The organism is Variovorax sp. GW531-E2 (genome assembly GCF_059423125.1).
Window position 1 is genome coordinate 172,629 of record NZ_JBWKXQ010000005.1, and the last position, 19,175, is coordinate 191,803.

A 19,175-nucleotide genomic window follows, 5' to 3' on the forward strand; every position below is an offset into this window, starting at 1 on the left:
CGCACCGATGACCGCCTCTGCCCCCACACCACCCACCACCCCCGACAATTCCGAAAGCCTGGCCGGTCTGCGCGTGCAGATCGACTCCCTCGACCAACGGCTGCTGAGCCTGCTCAATGAGCGCGCCCATGTGGCCGAGCTGGTCGGCGAGGTCAAGAAGCGCGAAGGCACGCCCTTCTTCCGCCCCGACCGCGTCGCCGCGGTCATCGACAAGATGCAGAAAAGCAATGGCGGTCCGCTCAAGGACCTCCATGTCGCGGCCATCTGGCGCGAGATCATGTCGGCCTGCCTCGCCCTCGAGTCGCCCCAGCGCGTGGCGGTGCTTGGCCCCGAGGGCACCTTCTGCGAACAAGCCGCCATCGAGTACTTCGGCGGCGCCGCCGACCTGATCTACTGCGCCAGCTTCGACGAGGTGTTCCACGCCACCGCCGCAGGCAGCGCCCAGTACGGCGTGGTCGGCGTCGAGAACTCGACCGAAGGCGTGGTCACGCGCTCGCTCGACCTGTTCCTGCACTCGCCCACCCATGTGGTCGGCGAAGTCAGCCTGCTGGTGCGTCACCACCTGATGCGCAGCAGCAATTCGCTCGAAGGCGTCGAGGCCGTGCTGGCCCATCCGCAGGCACTGGCGCAGTGCCAGACCTGGCTGTCCAAGCACCTGCCCAACGCCGAGCGGCGCGCCGTGTCGAGCAACGCCGAAGGCGCGCGCCTCGCGGCCACCAACCCGGCCTGGGCCGCGCTGGCCGGCGAACGCGCCGCCACCCGCTTCGGCCTGCACATCGTGGCGCACGCCATCCAGGACGATTCGTACAACCGCACCCGCTTCTCGGTGATCTGCCTGCCGCAGACGCTGGCCATGCCGCCGGCCTCGGGCAAGGACTGCACGAGCCTGATCGTCTCGGTGCCCAACCGCCCCGGCGCGGTGCACGACCTGCTGGTGCCGCTGAAGGCCAACAACGTCTCGATGACGCGCTTCGAGTCGCGCCCCGCGCGCACCGGCCAGTGGGAGTACTACTTCTACATCGACCTCGACGGCCACCCCTCGCAGCCCAACGTGGCCGCGGCGCTGGCCGAACTGCGCGGCCTCTGCGCCTTCTACAAGGTGCTCGGCGCCTACCCGATCAAAGCCTGAGCCGAACGGACCGACGCGATGTTCGAGCAACTGGGATTGATCGGCTGCGGCCTCATGGGCGGCTCCTTTGCGCTCGCGCTCAAGCGCGCGAAGCTGGTGAAACGCGTGGTGGGCTACAGCAAGTCGCCCTCCACCACCGAGCGGGCGCGCCAGCTCGGCGTGATCGACGTGGCGGCGCCCTCGGCGCTGCTGGCGGTGTCGGGTGCCGACATCGTGCTGCTGGCCGTGCCGGTGGCCGCCTCGGAAGCCACCTTCAAGGCGATCCGCCACGGCATCTCGGCCGACACGCTGGTGATGGACGTGGGCTCGACCAAGGGCGACGTGATCGAGGCCGCGCGCAACGGCCTGCAAAAGCAATTCGCGAACTTCGTGCCGGCGCACCCGATCGCCGGCAAGGAAGTCTCCGGCATCGAGCATGCCGAAGCCTCGCTCTTTACCGGCCGCCAGGTCGTGCTGACCCCCGTCAAGACCACGCTGCGCTCCAACGTGCAGCGCGCCTCGCAGGTGTGGAGCGGCATCGGCGCCAACGTCGTCACCATGACGCACGAAGAGCACGACGCTGCCTTCGCCGCCGTGAGCCACCTGCCGCACCTGCTGGCCTTTGCTTACACCAACGCACTCACCGGCCAGCCGCAGGGCGACCGCTTCCTGAGCCTCGCGGGACCGGGCTTTCGCGACTTCTCGCGCATCGCCGCCAGCGACCCCGTCATGTGGCGCGACGTGCTGCTCGCCAATCGCGAGCAGGTGCTGCAGCAGTCGCAGGCCTTCCGCAAGGCGCTGGAAGACCTCGAGACGCTGATGACCGCCGGCGACCTGCAGGGCCTGGAGCAATCCATCGCCGCCGCCAGCAAGGCACGCGCCGCCTGGCGGCCGAATTCGAGCACCGATGCTCTGGCCCAGCAGGACAGCTGACATGTTCTCGACCGCCTTCCTCGACCTCCCACCCCTCGCGGGCGCCGCCGGCACGGTCCGGCTGCCGGGCTCCAAGAGCATCTCCAACCGCGTGCTGCTGCTGGCGGCGCTCGCCAGCGGCACCACCACGATCCACGACCTGCTCGATTCCGACGACACGCGCGTGATGCTCGACGCCCTGCGCGCGCTGGGCTGCGGCATCGAGCCGGCCGGCGCCTCGCTGCGCATCACGGGCCTGGGCGGCCAGTTGCCGCCGTCGCTGGGCGCGACGCTGCTGCCGCTGTTCCTGGGCAATGCCGGCACCGCCATGCGTCCGCTGACGGCGGCGCTGTCGCTGCTCGGCGGCGAGTTCGAACTCAGCGGCGTGCCGCGCATGCACGAGCGCCCGATCGGCGACCTGGTCGACGCCCTCACGCAGCTGGGCTGCCGCATCGACTACCTCGGCAACCCCGGCTACCCGCCGCTGCGCATCCACCCGGTGTCGCACGACGAGCTGGCGCTGGGCGCACCGATCCGCGTGCGCGGCGACGTGTCGAGCCAGTTCCTCACCGCCCTGCTGCTGGCGCTGCCGCTCGCGGCGGCCGACGACATCGTGATCGAGGTGGTCGGCGAGCTGATCTCCAAGCCCTACATCGAGATCACGCTGAACCTGCTGGCACGCTTCGGCATCACGGTGCAGCGCGACGGCTGGGAGCGCTTCACCATCCCCGCCGGCAGCCGCTACAGCTCGCCGGGCGAGATCCACGTCGAGGCGGACGCCTCGTCTGCTAGCTATTTCATAGCGCTCGGCGCCATTGCGACGGGCGTTTCGGGGCAGAACGGCATCCGTATCGAAGGCGTCGGCGCGGCCTCGATCCAGGGCGACATCCGCTTCATCGACGCCGCCCAACAGATGGGCGCGCTGGTCGACAGCGGCCCGAACTGGCTCGAAATCCGCCGCGGCGCCTGGCCCCTGAAGGCCATCGACCTCGACGCGAACCACATCCCCGACGCCGCCATGACGCTGGCCGTCATGGCGCTTTATGCCGATGGCCCGAGCACGCTGCGCAACATCGCGAGCTGGCGCGTGAAGGAAACCGACCGCATCGACGCCATGGCGAACGAGCTGCAAAAGCTCGGCGCGACGGTCGAGGCCGGGCCCGATTTCATCCGCGTCCACCCCCTCCCCGCCGCCGGCTGGCGGCCCGCCAGCATCCGCACCTACGACGACCATCGGGTCGCCATGTGCTTCTCGCTCGCGGCCTTCAATCCGGCCGGTGTGCCGGTGCGCATCCTCGAGCCGCACTGCGTCGCCAAGACCTTCCCCGACTACTTCGAGACCCTGTTCTCGGTGGCCGAGGCTGCCGAGGTGCCCGTGATCTGCATCGACGGCCCGACCGCCTCGGGCAAGGGCACGCTGGCCGCCGAGGTGGGGCGCCTGCTGGGCTACCACTACCTCGATTCGGGGTCGCTCTACCGCGTGACCGGGCTCGCCGCGTGCCGCGCCGGCCTGGAGGCCAACGCCGCGAACGAAGCACAGATCGCCGCACTGGCCGCCGCCCTGCCCCTGCAGTTCACCGAGGGCAAGGTGCTGCTGGCCGGCGAAGACGTGAGCGACGACATCCGCACCGAAGCCGCCGGCATGGACGCCTCGCGCGTCTCCGCGCTGCCGGCCGTGCGCGAGGCGCTGCAGGACCTGCAGCATCGCTTTCGCCGCCTGCCCGGCCTCGTGGCCGATGGGCGCGACATGGGCACCGTGATCTTCCCCGACGCGGCGCTCAAGGTGTTCCTCACAGCGGGTGCCGCTCAGCGCGCCGAACGGCGGCATAAGCAGTTGATTTCAAAGGGTATTTCGACTACACTCGACAGTCTTCGCTCCGACTTGGAAGCACGTGACGCCCGGGACTCTTCCCGCAGCGTTGCACCTCTGAAGCCGGCGCAAGACGCTCGCCACCTCGACAACTCCCAGCTGTCCATCGAACGCTCGATCGACACGGTGTTGAACTGGTGGCAAGAAATTCAACCGTTCAAGTCCGCTTGAGCGGATTGAAGTGCAGCCTTTCAAGTCCGCTTGAAAGGCTTGCGTCTCCCGGGTGTTCCGGGTGGCGCCTACCGCTCCAGCAGGCTCCTTCCGCGCGACAGCGCACCGGCCTGCTGGTTGTTCAACCAACCGGGCTCACGCCCACAACCTAACCGCCGTCTACAGACCCCACAGCAGCCGCACGCAATTTCGCAAGAGCGCCTGCCAACCCTGCCTGACGGAAGGAACCATAAATGTCTGAATCTTTTGCCGACCTATTCGAAGAGTCCCTGAAGCGTTCCGAAATGCGCAGCGGCGAGGTCATCACCGCCGAAGTCGTTCGTGTCGAACACAACCACGTCGTCGTCAACGCCGGTCTGAAGTCCGAAGCGTATGTGCCGATCGAAGAGTTCAAGAACGACAAGGGCGAACTCGAAGTCCAGGCCGGCGATTTCGTTTCCGTTGCCATCGGCAGCGTTGAAAACGGCTACGGCGACACCATCCTCTCGCGCGACACCGCCAAGCGTCTGGCTTCGTGGCTCGCCCTGGAGAAGGCTCTGGAATCGGGCGACTTCGTCACCGGCACCACCAGCGGCAAGGTCAAGGGCGGTCTCACCGTTCTGGTCAACGGCATCCGTGCATTCCTGCCGGGCTCGCTGATCGACACGCGTCCGATCAAGGACCTGACCCCGTACGAAAACAAGACCCTCGAATTCAAGGTCATCAAGCTCGATCGCAAGCGCAACAACGTCGTGCTGTCGCGCCGTGCCGTGGTCGAAGCCAGCATGGGCGAAGAACGCGCCAAGCTGATGGAAACCCTGAAGGAAGGCGCAGTCGTGCGCGGCGTAGTCAAGAACATCACCGAATACGGTGCGTTCGTGGACCTCGGCGGCATCGACGGCCTGCTGCACATCACCGACATGGCATGGCGCCGTGTCCGCCACCCGAGCGAAGTCGTTCAGGCCGGCCAGGAAATCACCGCCAAGATCCTCAAGTTCGACACCGAAAAGAACCGTGTCTCGCTGGGTCTCAAGCAAATGGGTGACGACCCGTGGATGGGCGTTTCGCGCCGCTACCCGCAATCGACCCGCCTGTTCGGCAAGGTCACGAACATTGCCGACTACGGCGCGTTCGTCGAACTCGAACCCGGCATCGAAGGCCTGGTGCACGTCTCCGAAATGGACTGGACCAACAAGAACATCGCTCCGAACAAGATCGTCTCGCTGGGCGACGAAGTCGAAGTCATGGTCCTGGAAATCGACGAAGACAAGCGCCGCATCAGCCTGGGCATGAAGCAGTGCAAGGCCAACCCGTGGCAAGAGTTCGCTCAGAACACGAAGCGTGGCGACCGCGTCAAGGGCCCGATCAAGTCGATCACCGACTTCGGCGTGTTCGTGGGTCTGGCTGCCGGCATCGACGGCCTGGTTCACCTCTCGGACCTCTCGTGGAACGAAACCGGCGAAACCGCCGTTCGCAACTACAAGAAGGGCCAGGAAGTCGAAGCGATCGTGCTGGCTGTCGACGTCGACCGCGAACGCATCTCGCTGGGCATCAAGCAGCTCGACAGCGATCCGTTCACCACGTTCACCACCGTGAACGACAAGGGCCAGATCGTGACCGGCAAGGTCAAGACCGTGGACGCCCGCGGCGCTGAAATCGACCTCGGCGAAGACATCATCGGCTACCTGCGTGCTTCGGAAATCTCGCGCGACCGCGTCGAAGATGCCCGCAACGTGCTCAAGGAAGGCGACGAAGTCACGGCCATCGTGGTGAATGTGGATCGCAAGACCCGCAACATCCAGCTGTCGATCAAGCAGAAGGACATGGTCGACGAACAAGGCGCCATGGCCAGCCTGAGCCAGCAGTCGGCACGCGAAAACGCGGGCACGACCAGCCTGGGCGCCCTGCTGCGCGCCAAGCTCGACAACAGCGACAACAAGTAAGCTGAGTCCGAAGACAGAGGCAGGCCCCCGGGGCCGCTCTGTCTTTTTTTTCGTCCACGTTTTTCGTTTATGTTTGGCCTATGACCCGCTCAGACCTCGTCGAAGAACTCGCAGCCCGTTTCGCGCAGCTCACGCACCGCGATGCCGAATACGCCGTCAAGACCATCCTGGACGCCATGAGCGACGCGCTGGTGCGCGGCCATCGCATCGAGATCCGTGGCTTCGGCAGCTTCTCGGTCAACCGCCGTCCGCCGCGCATCGGCCGCAACCCGCGTTCGGGCGAGAGCGTGCAGATTCCCGAGAAGCGCGTGCCGCACTTCAAGCCGGGCAAGGCGCTGCGCGAAGCCGTCGACGCGAAGACCGCCGAGCTCGATGCAGGCAAGGAAGCCGCTGGCCGCAAGGCCTGATGCAAATGAATGCAAACGTAGAATGCTCCCGGCAACGGGAACAGCTATGAAGTACCTCCTGTGGCTGCTCAAGGCAGCCATTTTTTTTACGCTCTTCGCCTTCGCGCTGAACAACCAGCACGACGCGACCGTCTACTTCTTCTTCGGAACCCACTGGCGCGCGCCGCTGGTGCTCGTCGTGCTCGCGGCCTTTGCCGGCGGGCTCGTGGTCGGCGCGCTGGGCATGCTGCCCGGCTGGTGGAAACACCGCGCCGCCGCGGCCCAGGTGCCTGCGGTTTCCGAAGCCCCCTCGCCCGCACCGCTGGCCACTGCGACCGCCTCCGCGGCAACGCCGTCCATCTCCGCCACCGACCTTCCCGCCGTACGTCAACATGGACTTTGATCCCAGCTGGCTGCTGATCGGCCTGCCCGTCGCCTTCGTGCTGGGCTGGCTCGCATCGCGCTTCGACATCCGCCAGCTCAAGCTCGAGAACCGGCAGGCGCCCAAGGCCTACTTTCGCGGCCTGAACTTCCTGCTCAACGAGCAGCAGGACCAGGCCATCGACGCCTTCATCGAGGCCGTACAGAACGACCCCGACACGCAGGAGCTGCACTTCGCGCTCGGCAACCTGTTCCGCCGCCGCGGCGAGTACCAGCGCGCCGTGCGCGTGCACGAGCACCTGCTGGGCCGCGGCGACCTGAGCCGCGCCGACCGCGAGCGCGCGCAGCACGCGCTGGCGCAAGACTTCCTGCGCGCCGGCCTGCTCGACCGCGCCGAAGCGGCGCTGCAGAAGCTCGAAGGTACGCGCTACGAGAACGAGGCCCGCCTCGCGCTGCTGGCCATCTACGAACGCTCGCGCGAATGGGCACAGGCCGCCGACGTGGCGCAGAAGCTCGACGAGTCCGACCAGGCCAGCTACAGCACGCGCCGCGCCCACCACCTGTGCGAGCAGGCCAACGAACGCGTCGCGGCCGGCGACCTGCAGGGCGCCAGCGACCTGCTCACGCAGGCCCGCGCCCTGGCGCCGCAGGCACCGCGCCCGGCCATCGACACCGCCACCTTGCAGCTGCGCAACGGCGAAGCCGCCGCGGCCTTCGACACGCTCGAAGGGCTCAGCGACACGGCACCGCTGGCGCTGCCGCTGTATGCCGCGTCGCTGCAGAAAGCCGCCGTGGCCGCGCAGCGCGAAGGCGAGGCGCTGGCGCTGCTGCAGCGGCGCTATGCCGAGTCGCCGTCGATCGACGTGCTCGAAGCGATGATCGCGCTCGGCGGCACACCCGACGCCACGCCATCGGACACGCCCACCGAAGCCCCCACGCCGCGCGACAGCTACATCGCCCACCTCGCGCACCAGCCCTCGCTCGTCGCGGCGTCGCGCTGGCTCGCCGGCGAGCGCTTCGAGCACGAGCAGTTCCACCCGCAGGTGCAACGCGCGCTCGACCAGGCGACCCGTCCGCTCATGCGCTACCGCTGCGCGGCCTGCGGCTTCGAGGCGCACCAGTACTTCTGGCACTGCCCCGGCTGCCAGGCCTGGGACAGCTACCCGCCGCGGCGCGTGGAAGAACTCTGACCACGGTTCGGAACAATCGTCACACGGGGCCCTGGGCCCCGTTTTCACGTCAACTGCCGCGCGCCCCCTCTCGTTGAGCCGAAGCCGATATTCCTGTCGGCATAGCCATACCAACGATTGAAGAGGGAGTTTTCACCATGTTCAAGAAAGTCATCGCCACGCTCGCCATGTGCTTCGCGGCCGTCTCGTTCGCCGCCGTCGACGCCAACAAGGGCAGCGCCGCCGACCTCGACGGCCTCAAGGGCGTCGGCCCCTCGCTGTCCAAGCGCATCCTCGACGCTCGCAAGGAGGGCGAGTTCAAGGACTGGCCCGACCTCATGCAGCGCGTGAAGGGCGTGAAGGAAAAGAGCGCGGCCAAGCTGTCGGCCGAAGGCCTGACGGTCAACGGCCAGAGCTTCAACGGCGCGGCGGCCCCGGCCAAGGCAGGCAAGGCCGCCAAGGTGGCCGAGGCGAAACCCGCCAAGCAGTGACGCCAACCTGAACCGAAGAAACCGCCCCCGAGGCGGTTTTTTCATGCCCGCGCCGGGTGCCGCATCGACACCACATGGCAGGGAAATGCCTCAGCGAATGGCCCGGAATTTGCACGTATGCTTTTCTTTCATTCAGCTTTGACTACATTCCGGAGCGCGTCCATGAATCACAAGTTCGGCATTGCCCTGGCGGGCCTCACCCTTGGCGCCGCCGCCTTCGCGCAAACCAAGTGGGACCTGCCCACCGCCTACCCCGCGACCAACTACCACACCGAGAACATCACGCAGTTCGCCAAAGACGTGGACGCGGCCACCGGCGGCAAGCTGAAGATCACGGTGCACGCCAACGCGTCGCTGTTCAAGGCGCCCGAAATCAAGCGCGCCGTGCAAAGCGGCCAGGCCCAGGCCGGCGAGATCCTGCTGGCCAACTACGCCAACGAGAACCCGATCTACGCGCTGGACGGCGTGCCCTTCCTGGCCACCACCTATCCCGAGGCCCGCAAGCTCTACGACGCCTCCAAGCCCGCGATGGACAAGCTGCTGGCCGCGCAAGGCATCAAGGTGCTGTTCGTGGTGCCCTGGGCGCCGCAGGGCATTTACACCAAGAAGGAGATCGGCTCGGTGGCCGACCTGCGCGGCATCAAGTGGCGCGCCTACAGCCCGGCCACGGCCAAGATCGCCGAGCTCATCGGCGCGCAGCCCGTGCAGATCCAGCAGGCCGAACTGAGCGCCGCCATGGCCACCGGCGTGATCGAGAGCTACATGAGCTCGGGCTCCACCGGCTACGACACCAAGACCTTCGAGCACATCAAGAACTTCTACGACACGCAGGCCTGGATTCCGAAGAACGCGATCCTCGTGAACGCCAAGGCCTTCGATGCGCTCGATGCCGCCGGCAAGGCCGCCGTCGCCAAGGCCGCCGCCGACGCGGAAGCACGCGGCTGGAAGGTCGCGCAGGAGAAGAACGACGAGTACAAGCGCCTGCTGGCCGAGCGCGGCATGAAGATCCACAAGCCCTCGCCCAAGCTGGACACCGACATGCGCCAGGTCGGCGGCATCATGCAGGCCGACTGGCTCAAGGCTGCCGGTGCCGACGGCGCGGCGATCGTCGACTCCTACAGGAAGAAGTAAGCCGTGAGGCGCTTCCTCGACCGCCTGTACAACGGTGCCGGCGCGCTCGGCGCGTTCTGCGTGTTCCTGATCTTCGTGCTGATGATCGTGGCCGGCGTGGGCCGACAGATGAACTGGCACGTGAGCGGACTCAACGACGCGGTGGCCTGGCTGTGCGCGGCCGCGGCCTTCTTCGCGATGGCCCACGCCTTTCGCCACGGCGACTTCGTGCGCGTCACGCTGCTGCTCGATGCCGTGCCGCCCAAGGTGCGCCGCGTGCTCGACGTGGCCTGCCTGCTGATCGCCGCCGTGTCGGTGGCCTACCTCACCTACTGGGCCACCAGCTTCACGTACGAGAGCTACGAGTTCAAGGAAATGGCCACGGGCCTGCTCGTGATCCCGATCTGGATTCCGCAGTCGAGCTTCGTGATCGGCTGCTGGCTGCTGTTGATCGCCATGGTCGACGAACTCGTCGGCGTGGTGCGCGGCGAAAAACCCAGCTACCAGCGCGCCGTCGAAGAGCGCCACGCGGCGGGCGACTTCTCTTCCGACGTCTGAACGACAACAACAAAGACACCGATGCTCGAAACCCTTTTGATGGGCGCGCTGCTGCTCGGCATCATGCTGTTGCTGCTCGCCGGCGGCGTCTGGATCGCCATGACCCTGGCCATCGTCGGCTGGGTTGGCCAGGCCTTCTTCACCAACACCCTGCCCGGCAAGAACCTGTTCTCGGCCTTCTGGGAAAGCAATGCGAGCTGGGAGCTGGCGGCGCTGCCGCTGTTCATCTGGATGGGCGAGATCCTGTTCCGCACCAAGCTCAGCGAGGAGATGTTCGAAGGCCTGAGGCCGTGGCTGAACCGCGTGCCCGGCCGACTCATGCACACCACCATCCTCGGCTGCGGCGTGTTCGGCTCGGTCTCGGGCTCCTCGGCCGCCACCTGCGCGACCATCGCCAAGGTGGCGCTGCCCGAGCTCAAGCGCCGCGGCTACAACGAGAAGCTGGCCATCGGCTCGCTGGCCACCGCCGGCACGCTGGGCATCCTGATCCCGCCGTCGATCACGATGGTGGTGTATGCCGTGGCAGCCGACGCTTCCATCATCCGCATCTTCCTGGCCGGCTTCCTGCCGGGTTTCTTGCTGATGCTGCTGTTCTCAGGCTACATCGCCTGGTGGAGCCTGCGCCATCCCGACAAGGTGCCGCCGGCCGATCCGCCCACCACCTTCATGCAGAAGATCCGGCTGTCGGGCAACCTCATTCCCTGCGCGCTGCTGATCGTGTTCATCGTGTGGGTTCTGGTGGCCGGCTGGGCCACGGCCACCGAGTGCGCGGCCTTTGGCGTGCTGGGCTCGCTGGCGATTGCGGCCTACGGACGCAGCCTCACGTGGAAGAACTTCAAGGACGGGATCATGGGCGCCACGCGCACCAGCTGCATGATCATGTTCATCCTGGCGGGGGCCGCCTTCCTCACCAAGACCATGGCCTTCACCGGCATCCCGCGCGAGCTGGCCGAGTGGGTCGACAGCATGCACCTGTCGCCCTATGCGCTGATCGGCGCACTGGTGGTGGTGTACCTCGTGCTGGGCACGGCGCTGGACGGCATCTCGATGATCGTGCTGACCAGCGCGGTGGTGCTGCCGATGATCCAGAAGGCGGGCTTCGACCTCGTGTGGTTCGGCATCTTCGTGGTGCTGCTGGTCGAGATCGCCGAGGTCACGCCGCCGGTGGGCTTCAACCTGTTCGTGCTGCAGAACATGACAGGCAAGGACAGCAACGTGATCGCCAGGGCGGCCATTCCGTTCTTCTTCTGCCTCGTGCTGTGCATCGCGCTGATCACGCTGTTCCCGGGTATCGTCACGATCCTGCCCGACCTGGTGATGGGCAAGGAGAAATGACAGTGCGACGACGACAAGGGAACGGATGCCGCCTCTACTGCCGGTTCTAGCGATCTGCGTGGGCGCCTCGTGCGGCGCCCTCGCCCGCTGGGGCCTGGGCCTGTGGCTCAACACCGGCGGCCCCGTGCCCTACGGCACGCTGGCCGCCAACCTCGTGGGCGGCTACCTCGTCGGCGTGGCGGTGGCCGTCTTCCAGGCGCTGCCGCAGCTCGACCCGGTGTGGCGGCTGCTGCTCATCACCGGCTTCCTCGGCGGGCTCACGACCTTCTCGAGCTTCTCGGCCGAAGTGGTCGCACTGCTGCTCGGCGGACGGCCGCTGCTGGCGCTGGGCACCGGCCTGCTGCACCTGTGCGGCTCGCTGGTGCTGACCTGGCTGGGCATCCGCAGCGTGCAGCTCGTGCTGGCTGCGTGACAGCGAAAAAACTGCCCGTGCTCCTGCGGTTATAGACAGGGGCTCTCCAGAGGGTCGGTCGATAGAATCGACCCCCGATGCCCCTCGCCCTTCTCGTCGCACTCCCCTTTCTTGCCAGCGTGCTGGCCGCGTTGATGCCGTCCAACGCGCGCAACCGGGAGTCGACCCTCGCAGGGCTCGTCGCATTGGGCTGCGCGATCCAGGTCGCCTGGCTCTTTCCGCAGATCGCGCACGGCAACGTGCTGCGCCAGGAGATCGAGTGGCTGCCCGCCCTCGGCCTGAACCTCGTGTTCCGCCTCGACGGCTTCGCGTGGCTGTTCTGCATGCTGGTGCTGGGCATCGGCGCGTTGGTGGTGCTCTATGCGCGCTACTACATGTCGGCCTCCGACCCGGTGCCGCGCTTCTTCTCGTTCTTCCTCGCGTTCATGGGCGCGATGATGGGCGTGGTGCTCTCGGGCAACCTCATTCAGATGGTGCTGTTCTGGGAACTCACCAGCCTGTTCTCCTTCCTGCTCATCGGCTACTGGCACCACCGGCGCGACGCGCGGCGCGGCGCGCGCATGGCGCTCACCGTCACCGGCGCAGGCGGGCTGTGCCTCTTGGCCGGCGTGCTCGTGCTGGGCCGCATCGTCGGCAGCTACGAGCTCGACATCGTGCTGGCCTCGGGCGACATCATCCGCGCGCATGCGCTGTACCCGGTGGCGCTGGTGCTGATCCTGCTCGGCGCGTTCACCAAGAGCGCGCAGTTCCCGTTCCACTTCTGGCTGCCGCGCGCCATGGCCGCGCCCACGCCGGTGTCGGCCTACCTGCACTCGGCCACCATGGTGAAGCTGGGCGTGTTCCTGATGGCGCGACTGTGGCCCGTGCTCTCGGGCACCGAGCAGTGGTTCTGGATGGTGGGCGGCGCGGGCGCGATCACGCTGCTGCTGGGCGGTTTCGCGGCCATGTTCCAGCGCGACCTGAAGGCGCTGCTGGCCTACTCGACCATCTCGCACCTGGGCCTCATCACGCTGCTGCTGGGCCTGAACAGCCCGCTGGCGGCGGTGGCGGCCGTCTTCCACGTCATGAACCACGCGACCTTCAAGGCGTCGCTGTTCATGGCGGCCGGCATCATCGACCACGAGACCGGCACGCGCGACATCCGCAAGCTCAGCGGCCTGATGCGCCTCATGCCCATCACGGGCACGCTGGCCATCATCGCCAGCGCCTCGATGGCCGGCGTGCCGCTGCTCAACGGCTTTCTCTCGAAGGAGATGTTCTTCGCCGAGACCGTCTTCATCCAGGCCACGCCCTGGATCGACCTCAGCCTGCCGGTCATCGCCACCCTCGCGGGCATCTTCAGCGTGGCGTACTCGGCGCGCTTCGTGTTCGACGTGTTCTTCGGCCCGCCCTGCGGCCCCGACGTGCCCAAGCCCCCGCACGAGCCGCCGCACTGGATGCGCGTGCCGGTCGAGCTGCTGGTGCTGGTGTGCCTGGTGGTGGGCGTGGCGCCGGCCTGGTCGGTCGGCCCGATGCTCGCGGCCGCGGCCACGCCGGTGGTCGGCGGCACGCTGCCCGTCTACAGCCTGGCCGTGTGGCACGGCTTCAACCTGCCGCTGATGATGAGCTTCGTCGCGCTCGCGGGCGGCGCCGTGCTCTACCTGCTGCTGCGCCGTCCGCTGGGCAGCGGGCGCCTGGAGCACACGCCGCTGCTGCACCGCTTCGACGGGCAGCTCATCTTCGAACACCTGATCGCGCTGCTGAGCGAAGCCGGCCGGCGCAGCCGCCGCCTGTTCGGCACGCGCCGCCTGCAGTGGCAGCTGCTGTGGCTGGTGGTGGTGGCCGTGGCCGGTGCCGCGGCCTCGCTGTGGACCACGCCGGCCGAGCGCGGCACGCGCGAGCTGCTGCCCTTCTCGCCGATGTTCGCGATGACCTGGCTCATCGGCTGCACCTGCGCCGTGGCCGCCGCCTGGCAGGCCAAGTTCCACCGGCTCGCGGCGCTGATGCTGGCCGCGGGCGCCGGGCTGGTCTCGTGCGTCACCTACATCTGGTTCTCGGCGCCCGACCTCGCACTCACGCAGCTGGTGGTCGAGGCCGTGACCACGGTGCTCATCCTGCTGGGCCTGCGCTGGCTGCCGATGCGCAGCAAGGACGTGGTGCAGCCCGCGCGCATGCGGCTGCGCCCCTGGGGCCGGCGCGGGCGCGACCTGCTGGTGGCCACCATCGCCGGCTGCGGCATGGCGGCGCTGGCATGGGCGATGATGACGCGCACCTTCCCGCAGAGCATCTCGCCCTTCTTCCTCGAACGCGCGCTCACCGAAGGCGGCGGCACCAACGTGGTCAACGTGATGCTGGTCGACTTCCGCGGCTTCGACACCTTCGGCGAGATCACGGTGCTGGGCATCGTGGCGCTCACCGTGTATGCGCTGCTGCGGCGCTTCCGCCCGGCCATCGAATCGATGGCGCTACCGATCCAGCAGCGGCTGCAGGTCGACGACGGCAGCAGCGACCTGCTGAACCCGCGCCGCGCCACCGACTCCGCCATCGGCTACCTGATGGTGCCGGCCGTGCTGGTGCGCCTCGTGCTGCCGGTGGCCGTGCTGGTGTCGGTGTATTTCTTCATGCGCGGCCACAACGCGCCCGGCGGCGGCTTCGTCGCGGGGCTGGTGATGTCGGTCGCGCTGGTGCTGCAGTTCATCGTCTCGGGCACCGAGTGGGTCGAAGAACACCTGCGCATCTACCCGCGCCGCTGGATCGCCATCGGCCTGCTGTTCGCGCTGGCCACCGGCGGCGGCGCGATCGTGTTCGGCTACCCGTTCCTGACCACGCACACCGCGCACGTGCACGTGCCGCTGCTGGGCGACATGCACGTGCCCAGTGCCCTCTTCTTCGACATCGGCGTGTTCGCGCTGGTGCTCGGCGCCACCATGCTGATCCTGACCGCGCTGGCCCACCAGTCCATCCGAAGCCACCGCTGGGCCGATGAACAAGAAGAGAAAGAAGCGCAGGCCCGCGCGGCCGCCGAAGCCGAAGAGGCTGCCACCGCCACCGGAGGGGCCCGCTGATGGAAATCGTGCTGGCCATCGCCATCGGCGTGCTCACCGGCTCGGGCGTGTACCTGCTGCTGCGCCCGCGGACCTTCCAGGTCATCATGGGCCTGACGCTCATCTCGTACGCGGTCAACCTGTTCATCTTCAGCATGGGCCGGCTCAAGGTCGACAGCGAGCCGGTGCTGGTCGAAGGCTTCAAGGCCACGCTGGCCAATACGGCCGATCCGATGCCGCAGGCGCTGGTGCTCACGGCCATCGTGATCGGCTTCGCGATGACCGCCCTGTTCCTCGTCGTGATGCTCGCCTCGCGCGGCCTGTCGGGCACCGACCACGTGGACGGTGAAGAGCGGGAGGCGGTCGAATGAACGACCTCTTGCACCTGCTCGACCGCTTCCTCGAGTTCAGCATGCCGCACTTGGTGGCGGTGCCCATCCTCGTGCCCATGCTCACGGCGGCGCTGATGCTGCTGATGAACGAGAACCACCGGCGCACCAAGTCCTTCCTCAGCGTGGTGTCGGGCCTGGTCGGCCTGCTGGCCGCGCTCGCGCTGCTGCGCTGGGTGAACGCGGCCGACACCGGGGGCGGCCCGGGCTCCATCGGCGTGTACCTGCCGGGCAACTGGCGCGCACCCTTCGGCATCACGCTGGTGGCCGACCGGCTCTCGACCATGATGGTCGCGCTCACGGGCGTGGTCGCCTTCGCGGCCTCGATCTATTCCACCTCGCGCTGGGACCGCGCGGGCGTGCACTTTCATCCGCTGCTGCAGCTGCAACTCATGGGCCTGAACGGCGCCTTCCTCACGGGCGACCTGTTCAACCTGTTCGTGTTCTTCGAGGTGATGCTCGCGGCTTCGTACGGCCTGCTGCTGCACGGCTCGGGCCGGCTGCGCGTGCGCGCCGGGCTGCACTACATCGCGATCAACCTTGCGGCCTCGTCGCTGTTCCTGATCGGCGCGGCCATCCTGTATGGCGTGACCGGCACGCTCAACATGGCCGACCTGGGCGCGCGCATCGCCGAGCTGGCGCCGGGCGACCGCGGCCTGGTGCACGCCGCCGCGGCCATCCTGGCCACCGCCTTCTTCGCCAAGGCGGGCGCGTGGCCGCTCAACTTCTGGCTGGTGCCGGCCTACAGCGCGGCCGTGTCGCCGGTGGGCGCGGTGTTTGCGCTCCTGACCAAGCTCGGCGTGTACACCGTGCTGCGCCTGTGGACCGTGCTGTTCGCGCCCGACACCGGCGCCTCGGCCGCCTTCGGGCAGGCCGCGCTGGTGGGCGTGGGGCTGGCGACGCTGTTCGTCGGCGCCATCGGCATCGTCGGCACGCAGCGGCTGTCGAACCTCGCGGGCTTCAGCGTGCTGGTGTCGGCGGGCACGCTGCTGGCCGCCGTGGGGCTGGGCGATCCCGCCGTGTGGGCGGGTGCGCTGTACTACATGCTGAGCTCGACGCTCGCGGTGGCGGCCTTCTTCCTGCTGATCGACATGATCGAGCGCTGGCGCAACGCGGGCATGAGCGTCGCGCCGCACGAGGCTGCGGGCAACGCGCCCTTTCTGGCCGAAGACCTGCGCGCGCTCGACGACGTGAACCTCGACGACGACGCCCAAGCGCTCTACGGCCGCGCCATCCCGGCGGGCGTGGCCTTCCTGGGCCTGAGCTTCATGCTGTGCACGCTGCTGCTGGCGGGCCTGCCGCCGCTGTCGGGCTTCGTGGGCAAGTTCGCGATGCTCTCGGGCCTGCTCGACGGCAGGACCGTGGCCTCGGCCGGCTGGACCTTCCTGGGCCTGCTGATCGTCTCGGGCTTTCTCTCGCTGATCGCCCTGAGCCGCACCGGCATCCGCCATTTCTGGACGCAGCCCCACGCCACCATGCCCTCGCTGCCCGCGCTGGAGGTGCTGCCGGTGGCCGCCCTGCTCGCGGCCTGCGTGGCGCTCACGGTCTGGGCCGAGCCCGTGATGCAGCACGCGCAGGCCACCGCCGGCGGCCTGCGCACGCCCACCGCGTACCGCGAGGCCGTGCTCGGCGCCAAGCAGAAGCCCAACCCGGTGCCCGCGAAGAAAGAGGAGGCCAAGCCATGAAGCGCTTGATGCCGTCCCCACCGCTGTCGTTCGCGCTGTTCGTCATCTGGCTGCTGCTCAACCAGTCGCTCGAGGCGGCCACGCTGCTGTCGGCCGCGCTGCTCGCCATTGCGGTGCCACTGATCACCAAGGGCCTGCGCCCCGCCACCGTGCGCATGCGCCGGCCCGGCGTGGCGCTGCGGCTGTCGTTCCTCGTCACCTTCGACATGCTGAAGTCGGCGTACGACGTGGCGCGGCTGCTGCTCACGCGCCGCACCGCCGACATCTCGGCGCGCTTCGTGCAGATTCCGCTGGACATGCGCGACCCCAACGGCCTCGCCGTGCTCGCGATGATCATGTGCCTCACGCCCGGCACGGCCTGGGGCGAGGTCTCGTTCGACCGCACCACGCTGCTGATCCACGTGTTCGACCTCGAGGACGAGGCGGCCTTCATCGCCCTGATCAAGACCCGCTACGAACGTCCGCTGATGGAGATTTTCGAATCATGACGCCTGTTCTCTTCTGGGCCCTGAAGGCCGCGCTCTTCCTGCTGGCCGTGGCGATGCTGTGCGCGCTCTTTCGCCTGCTGGCCGGCCCGTCCGCGCAGGACCGCGTGATGGCACTCGACTGCCTCTACATCAACGGCATGCTGATGATGCTGGTGCTCGGCATCAACTACGCGAGCAGCGTGTACTTCGAGGCGGCGATGCTGGTGGCGCTGTTCGGCTTCGTGGGGTCGACCTCGATCGCCAAGTTCTTGCTGCGCGGGGAGGTCATCGAATGAGCGCCACTGCACTTCCCCTGTGGGCCGAAATCATCACCGCCGTGTTCGCGGTGCTCGGTGCGGCTTTCGCGGCCATCGGCTCCTTCGGCCTGGTGCGCATGCCCACCTTTTTCCGCCGCATCCATGCGCCCACGCTGGGCGCCACGGTGGGCGCCTGGTGCCTGACGGTGGCCACCATCGCCTACTTCTCGGTGCAGGGCTTCAGCCTGTTCCTGCACGCGGTGCTGATCGTGCTGTTCATCGTGCTGACGGCGCCGATCACCACCATCTTCCTGATGCGTGCTGCCCTCTTCCGCGAACGGCAGAAGGGCAACACGAAGGTGCCGCCCTCCTCCGAGTCGCGCTGAAGCGGCTCTCTCTTCCTCTTTCTCCTTGCCTCAGTTGGGCGCCATGCGCACGCCCTTGTCGAGGAACTCGTTGGTAAAGAGCGTCGCAGGGTCGTAGGCCTTGTCGATGCCGATCAGCGAAGACACCAGTTCGTAGTCGGCCTTCACGCGCGCACCGTCGAAGGCGCCGAGTGCCACCTTGGTCGTGGTGTCGTCACGCATCAGCTGCTTGATGCGATTCCACTGGTCGCGCTGGTTGTCGGGCGTGAGGCCGCTCACGCTGGCCTGCAGCGCCTGCAGGCAGGGCTCGAAGCTCTTCACGCAGGCGTCGTAGGCACGCTGCGTCACGGCCACGAACTTCTTCACCTGGCCGGGGTTCTTCGCGAGGTACGGGCCATTCACGATCAGCGAGTTGCCGTACACGTTCACGCCCGCGTCGCGCCACGGCTGGAAGCCCAGGTCGGCGCCGAACTCGCGCGCCTTCAGGTCGTGCTCGTTGTAGAAGTCGCTGATGATGTCGACCGACTTGCTCTTCAGCGCCGCCACCTTGGCCTGCGGGCTCACGTTGACGAAGGCCACGCTGGCCGGGTCGAGCCCCACCTTCTTGGCGAAGGCCGGCCACATGAGGCGCGCGGCATCGCCGGGCGGGTTGCCGATCTTGCGGCCCGCGAAGTCCTTGGGCCCGTTGATGCCCGACGACTTGAGCCAGTAGAAGCCCTGCGGGCTGTTGGCGTAGATGACCATCACGGCCTTCACGTCAGCGCCCTTGCCCTTGGCCTGGATCGTGGTGGGCAGGTCGGAAATGCCCAGGTCGCTGCCGCCGGTGCCCACGCGCTGCGCCGACACGGCCGAGCCCTTGCCGGCCTCGATGTTCAGGTCAATGCCCGCCTCGGTGTACCAGCCCTTGGCCTTCGCGAAATAGATCGGCGCATGATCGGCCGTGGGTGTCCAGTTGAGCATCAGGCTCATGGCATCGGCCGCGAGCGCGGCGGGGGCCGAGGCCATCAGCAAGGCGGTGGCGCCGGCGGCCGACAACAGCTTTTTCATGCGGAACACTCCAAAAGAAGGTAAAAACAGGTCCTGAAATTCATATTACCAACTGTTTGGTTGACAGGCAATCCAGATCATCCAGACTGCGTTGCCCCTGCCGGGAGAATCAAAAAC

Annotated in this window: 19 protein-coding genes; 18 read left to right on the plus strand and 1 reads right to left on the minus strand. The window is 67.6% G+C overall.

Annotation, left to right across the window (positions count from 1 at the left end; genetic code table 11):
* Positions 1–7: 7 nt before the first annotated feature.
* From pheA to mnhG, 18 genes are all read left to right on the plus strand, one after another.
* Positions 8–1,129, plus strand: a complete 1,122-nt coding sequence (pheA, locus tag AC07XP_RS05705) for a prephenate dehydratase (protein ID WP_062468655.1) — start codon at positions 8–10, stop codon at positions 1,127–1,129.
* A gap of 18 nt (positions 1,130–1,147) precedes the next feature.
* Positions 1,148–2,041, plus strand: coding sequence for a prephenate dehydrogenase (locus tag AC07XP_RS05710; protein ID WP_495264068.1), 894 nt, complete (start codon positions 1,148–1,150; stop codon positions 2,039–2,041).
* A 1-nt stretch (position 2,042) separates the two neighbouring features.
* Complete coding sequence (locus AC07XP_RS05715; protein ID WP_495264069.1) at positions 2,043–4,061, plus strand: bifunctional 3-phosphoshikimate 1-carboxyvinyltransferase/cytidylate kinase; 2,019 nt, start codon at positions 2,043–2,045, stop codon at positions 4,059–4,061.
* A 233-nt stretch (positions 4,062–4,294) separates the two neighbouring features.
* On the plus strand, positions 4,295–5,983 hold the full coding sequence (gene rpsA / locus AC07XP_RS05720) for a 30S ribosomal protein S1 (RefSeq protein WP_062468664.1): 1,689 nt from the start codon (positions 4,295–4,297) through the stop codon (positions 5,981–5,983).
* An 80-nt stretch (positions 5,984–6,063) separates the two neighbouring features.
* Positions 6,064–6,390, plus strand: a complete 327-nt coding sequence (locus AC07XP_RS05725) for an integration host factor subunit beta (protein ID WP_056582668.1) — start codon at positions 6,064–6,066, stop codon at positions 6,388–6,390.
* A gap of 46 nt (positions 6,391–6,436) precedes the next feature.
* Positions 6,437–6,772: a LapA family protein gene (locus AC07XP_RS05730; RefSeq protein WP_095744339.1), complete on the plus strand. Its 336-nt coding sequence runs from the start codon at positions 6,437–6,439 to the stop codon at positions 6,770–6,772.
* A complete protein-coding gene (gene lapB / locus AC07XP_RS05735) occupies positions 6,762–7,940 on the plus strand; it encodes a lipopolysaccharide assembly protein LapB (RefSeq protein ID WP_495264070.1) in 1,179 nt (392 codons plus the stop codon). Before AC07XP_RS05730 ends, lapB begins: the two co-directional genes overlap by 11 nt.
* A gap of 137 nt (positions 7,941–8,077) precedes the next feature.
* On the plus strand, positions 8,078–8,410 hold the full coding sequence (locus tag AC07XP_RS05740; RefSeq protein WP_095744337.1) for a ComEA family DNA-binding protein: 333 nt from the start codon (positions 8,078–8,080) through the stop codon (positions 8,408–8,410).
* Between the two features lie 162 nt (positions 8,411–8,572).
* Complete coding sequence (locus tag AC07XP_RS05745) at positions 8,573–9,541, plus strand: TRAP transporter substrate-binding protein (RefSeq protein WP_495264071.1); 969 nt, start codon at positions 8,573–8,575, stop codon at positions 9,539–9,541.
* 3 nt (positions 9,542–9,544) lie between these two features.
* Positions 9,545–10,078, plus strand: a complete 534-nt coding sequence (locus AC07XP_RS05750; RefSeq protein ID WP_095744336.1) for a TRAP transporter small permease — start codon at positions 9,545–9,547, stop codon at positions 10,076–10,078.
* A gap of 21 nt (positions 10,079–10,099) precedes the next feature.
* A complete protein-coding gene (locus AC07XP_RS05755; protein WP_495264072.1) occupies positions 10,100–11,413 on the plus strand; it encodes a TRAP transporter large permease in 1,314 nt (437 codons plus the stop codon).
* Positions 11,414–11,438: 25 nt separating this feature from the next.
* Complete coding sequence (gene crcB, locus AC07XP_RS05760; RefSeq protein WP_070063999.1) at positions 11,439–11,825, plus strand: fluoride efflux transporter CrcB; 387 nt, start codon at positions 11,439–11,441, stop codon at positions 11,823–11,825.
* 77 nt (positions 11,826–11,902) lie between these two features.
* The gene (locus AC07XP_RS05765) at positions 11,903–14,869 is read left to right on the plus strand and encodes a monovalent cation/H+ antiporter subunit A (RefSeq protein ID WP_495264073.1); all 2,967 of its coding nucleotides are present in this window, start codon (positions 11,903–11,905) and stop codon (positions 14,867–14,869) included.
* Positions 14,869–15,219 (plus strand): Na+/H+ antiporter subunit C, encoded by a 351-nt coding sequence (locus AC07XP_RS05770; protein WP_056582686.1) that lies wholly within the window; start codon positions 14,869–14,871, stop codon positions 15,217–15,219. Before AC07XP_RS05765 ends, AC07XP_RS05770 begins: the two co-directional genes overlap by 1 nt.
* Positions 15,216–16,922 (plus strand): monovalent cation/H+ antiporter subunit D, encoded by a 1,707-nt coding sequence (locus tag AC07XP_RS05775; protein ID WP_159274629.1) that lies wholly within the window; start codon positions 15,216–15,218, stop codon positions 16,920–16,922. The genes AC07XP_RS05770 and AC07XP_RS05775 overlap by 4 nt, the downstream gene beginning before the upstream one ends.
* A complete protein-coding gene (locus AC07XP_RS05780; RefSeq protein ID WP_062468688.1) occupies positions 16,919–17,410 on the plus strand; it encodes a Na+/H+ antiporter subunit E in 492 nt (163 codons plus the stop codon). Before AC07XP_RS05775 ends, AC07XP_RS05780 begins: the two co-directional genes overlap by 4 nt.
* The gene (locus AC07XP_RS05785) at positions 17,407–17,685 is read left to right on the plus strand and encodes a K+/H+ antiporter subunit F (protein ID WP_062468691.1); all 279 of its coding nucleotides are present in this window, start codon (positions 17,407–17,409) and stop codon (positions 17,683–17,685) included. The genes AC07XP_RS05780 and AC07XP_RS05785 overlap by 4 nt, the downstream gene beginning before the upstream one ends.
* Positions 17,682–18,032, plus strand: coding sequence for a monovalent cation/H(+) antiporter subunit G (gene mnhG, locus AC07XP_RS05790; RefSeq protein ID WP_062468694.1), 351 nt, complete (start codon positions 17,682–17,684; stop codon positions 18,030–18,032). The genes AC07XP_RS05785 and mnhG overlap by 4 nt, the downstream gene beginning before the upstream one ends.
* A 30-nt stretch (positions 18,033–18,062) precedes the next feature.
* On the opposite strand, the gene AC07XP_RS05795 is transcribed toward mnhG, so the two are convergent.
* Positions 18,063–19,058: an ABC transporter substrate-binding protein gene (locus AC07XP_RS05795; RefSeq protein WP_495264074.1), complete on the minus strand. Its 996-nt coding sequence runs from the start codon at positions 19,056–19,058 to the stop codon at positions 18,063–18,065.
* Positions 19,059–19,175 lie beyond the last annotated feature (117 nt).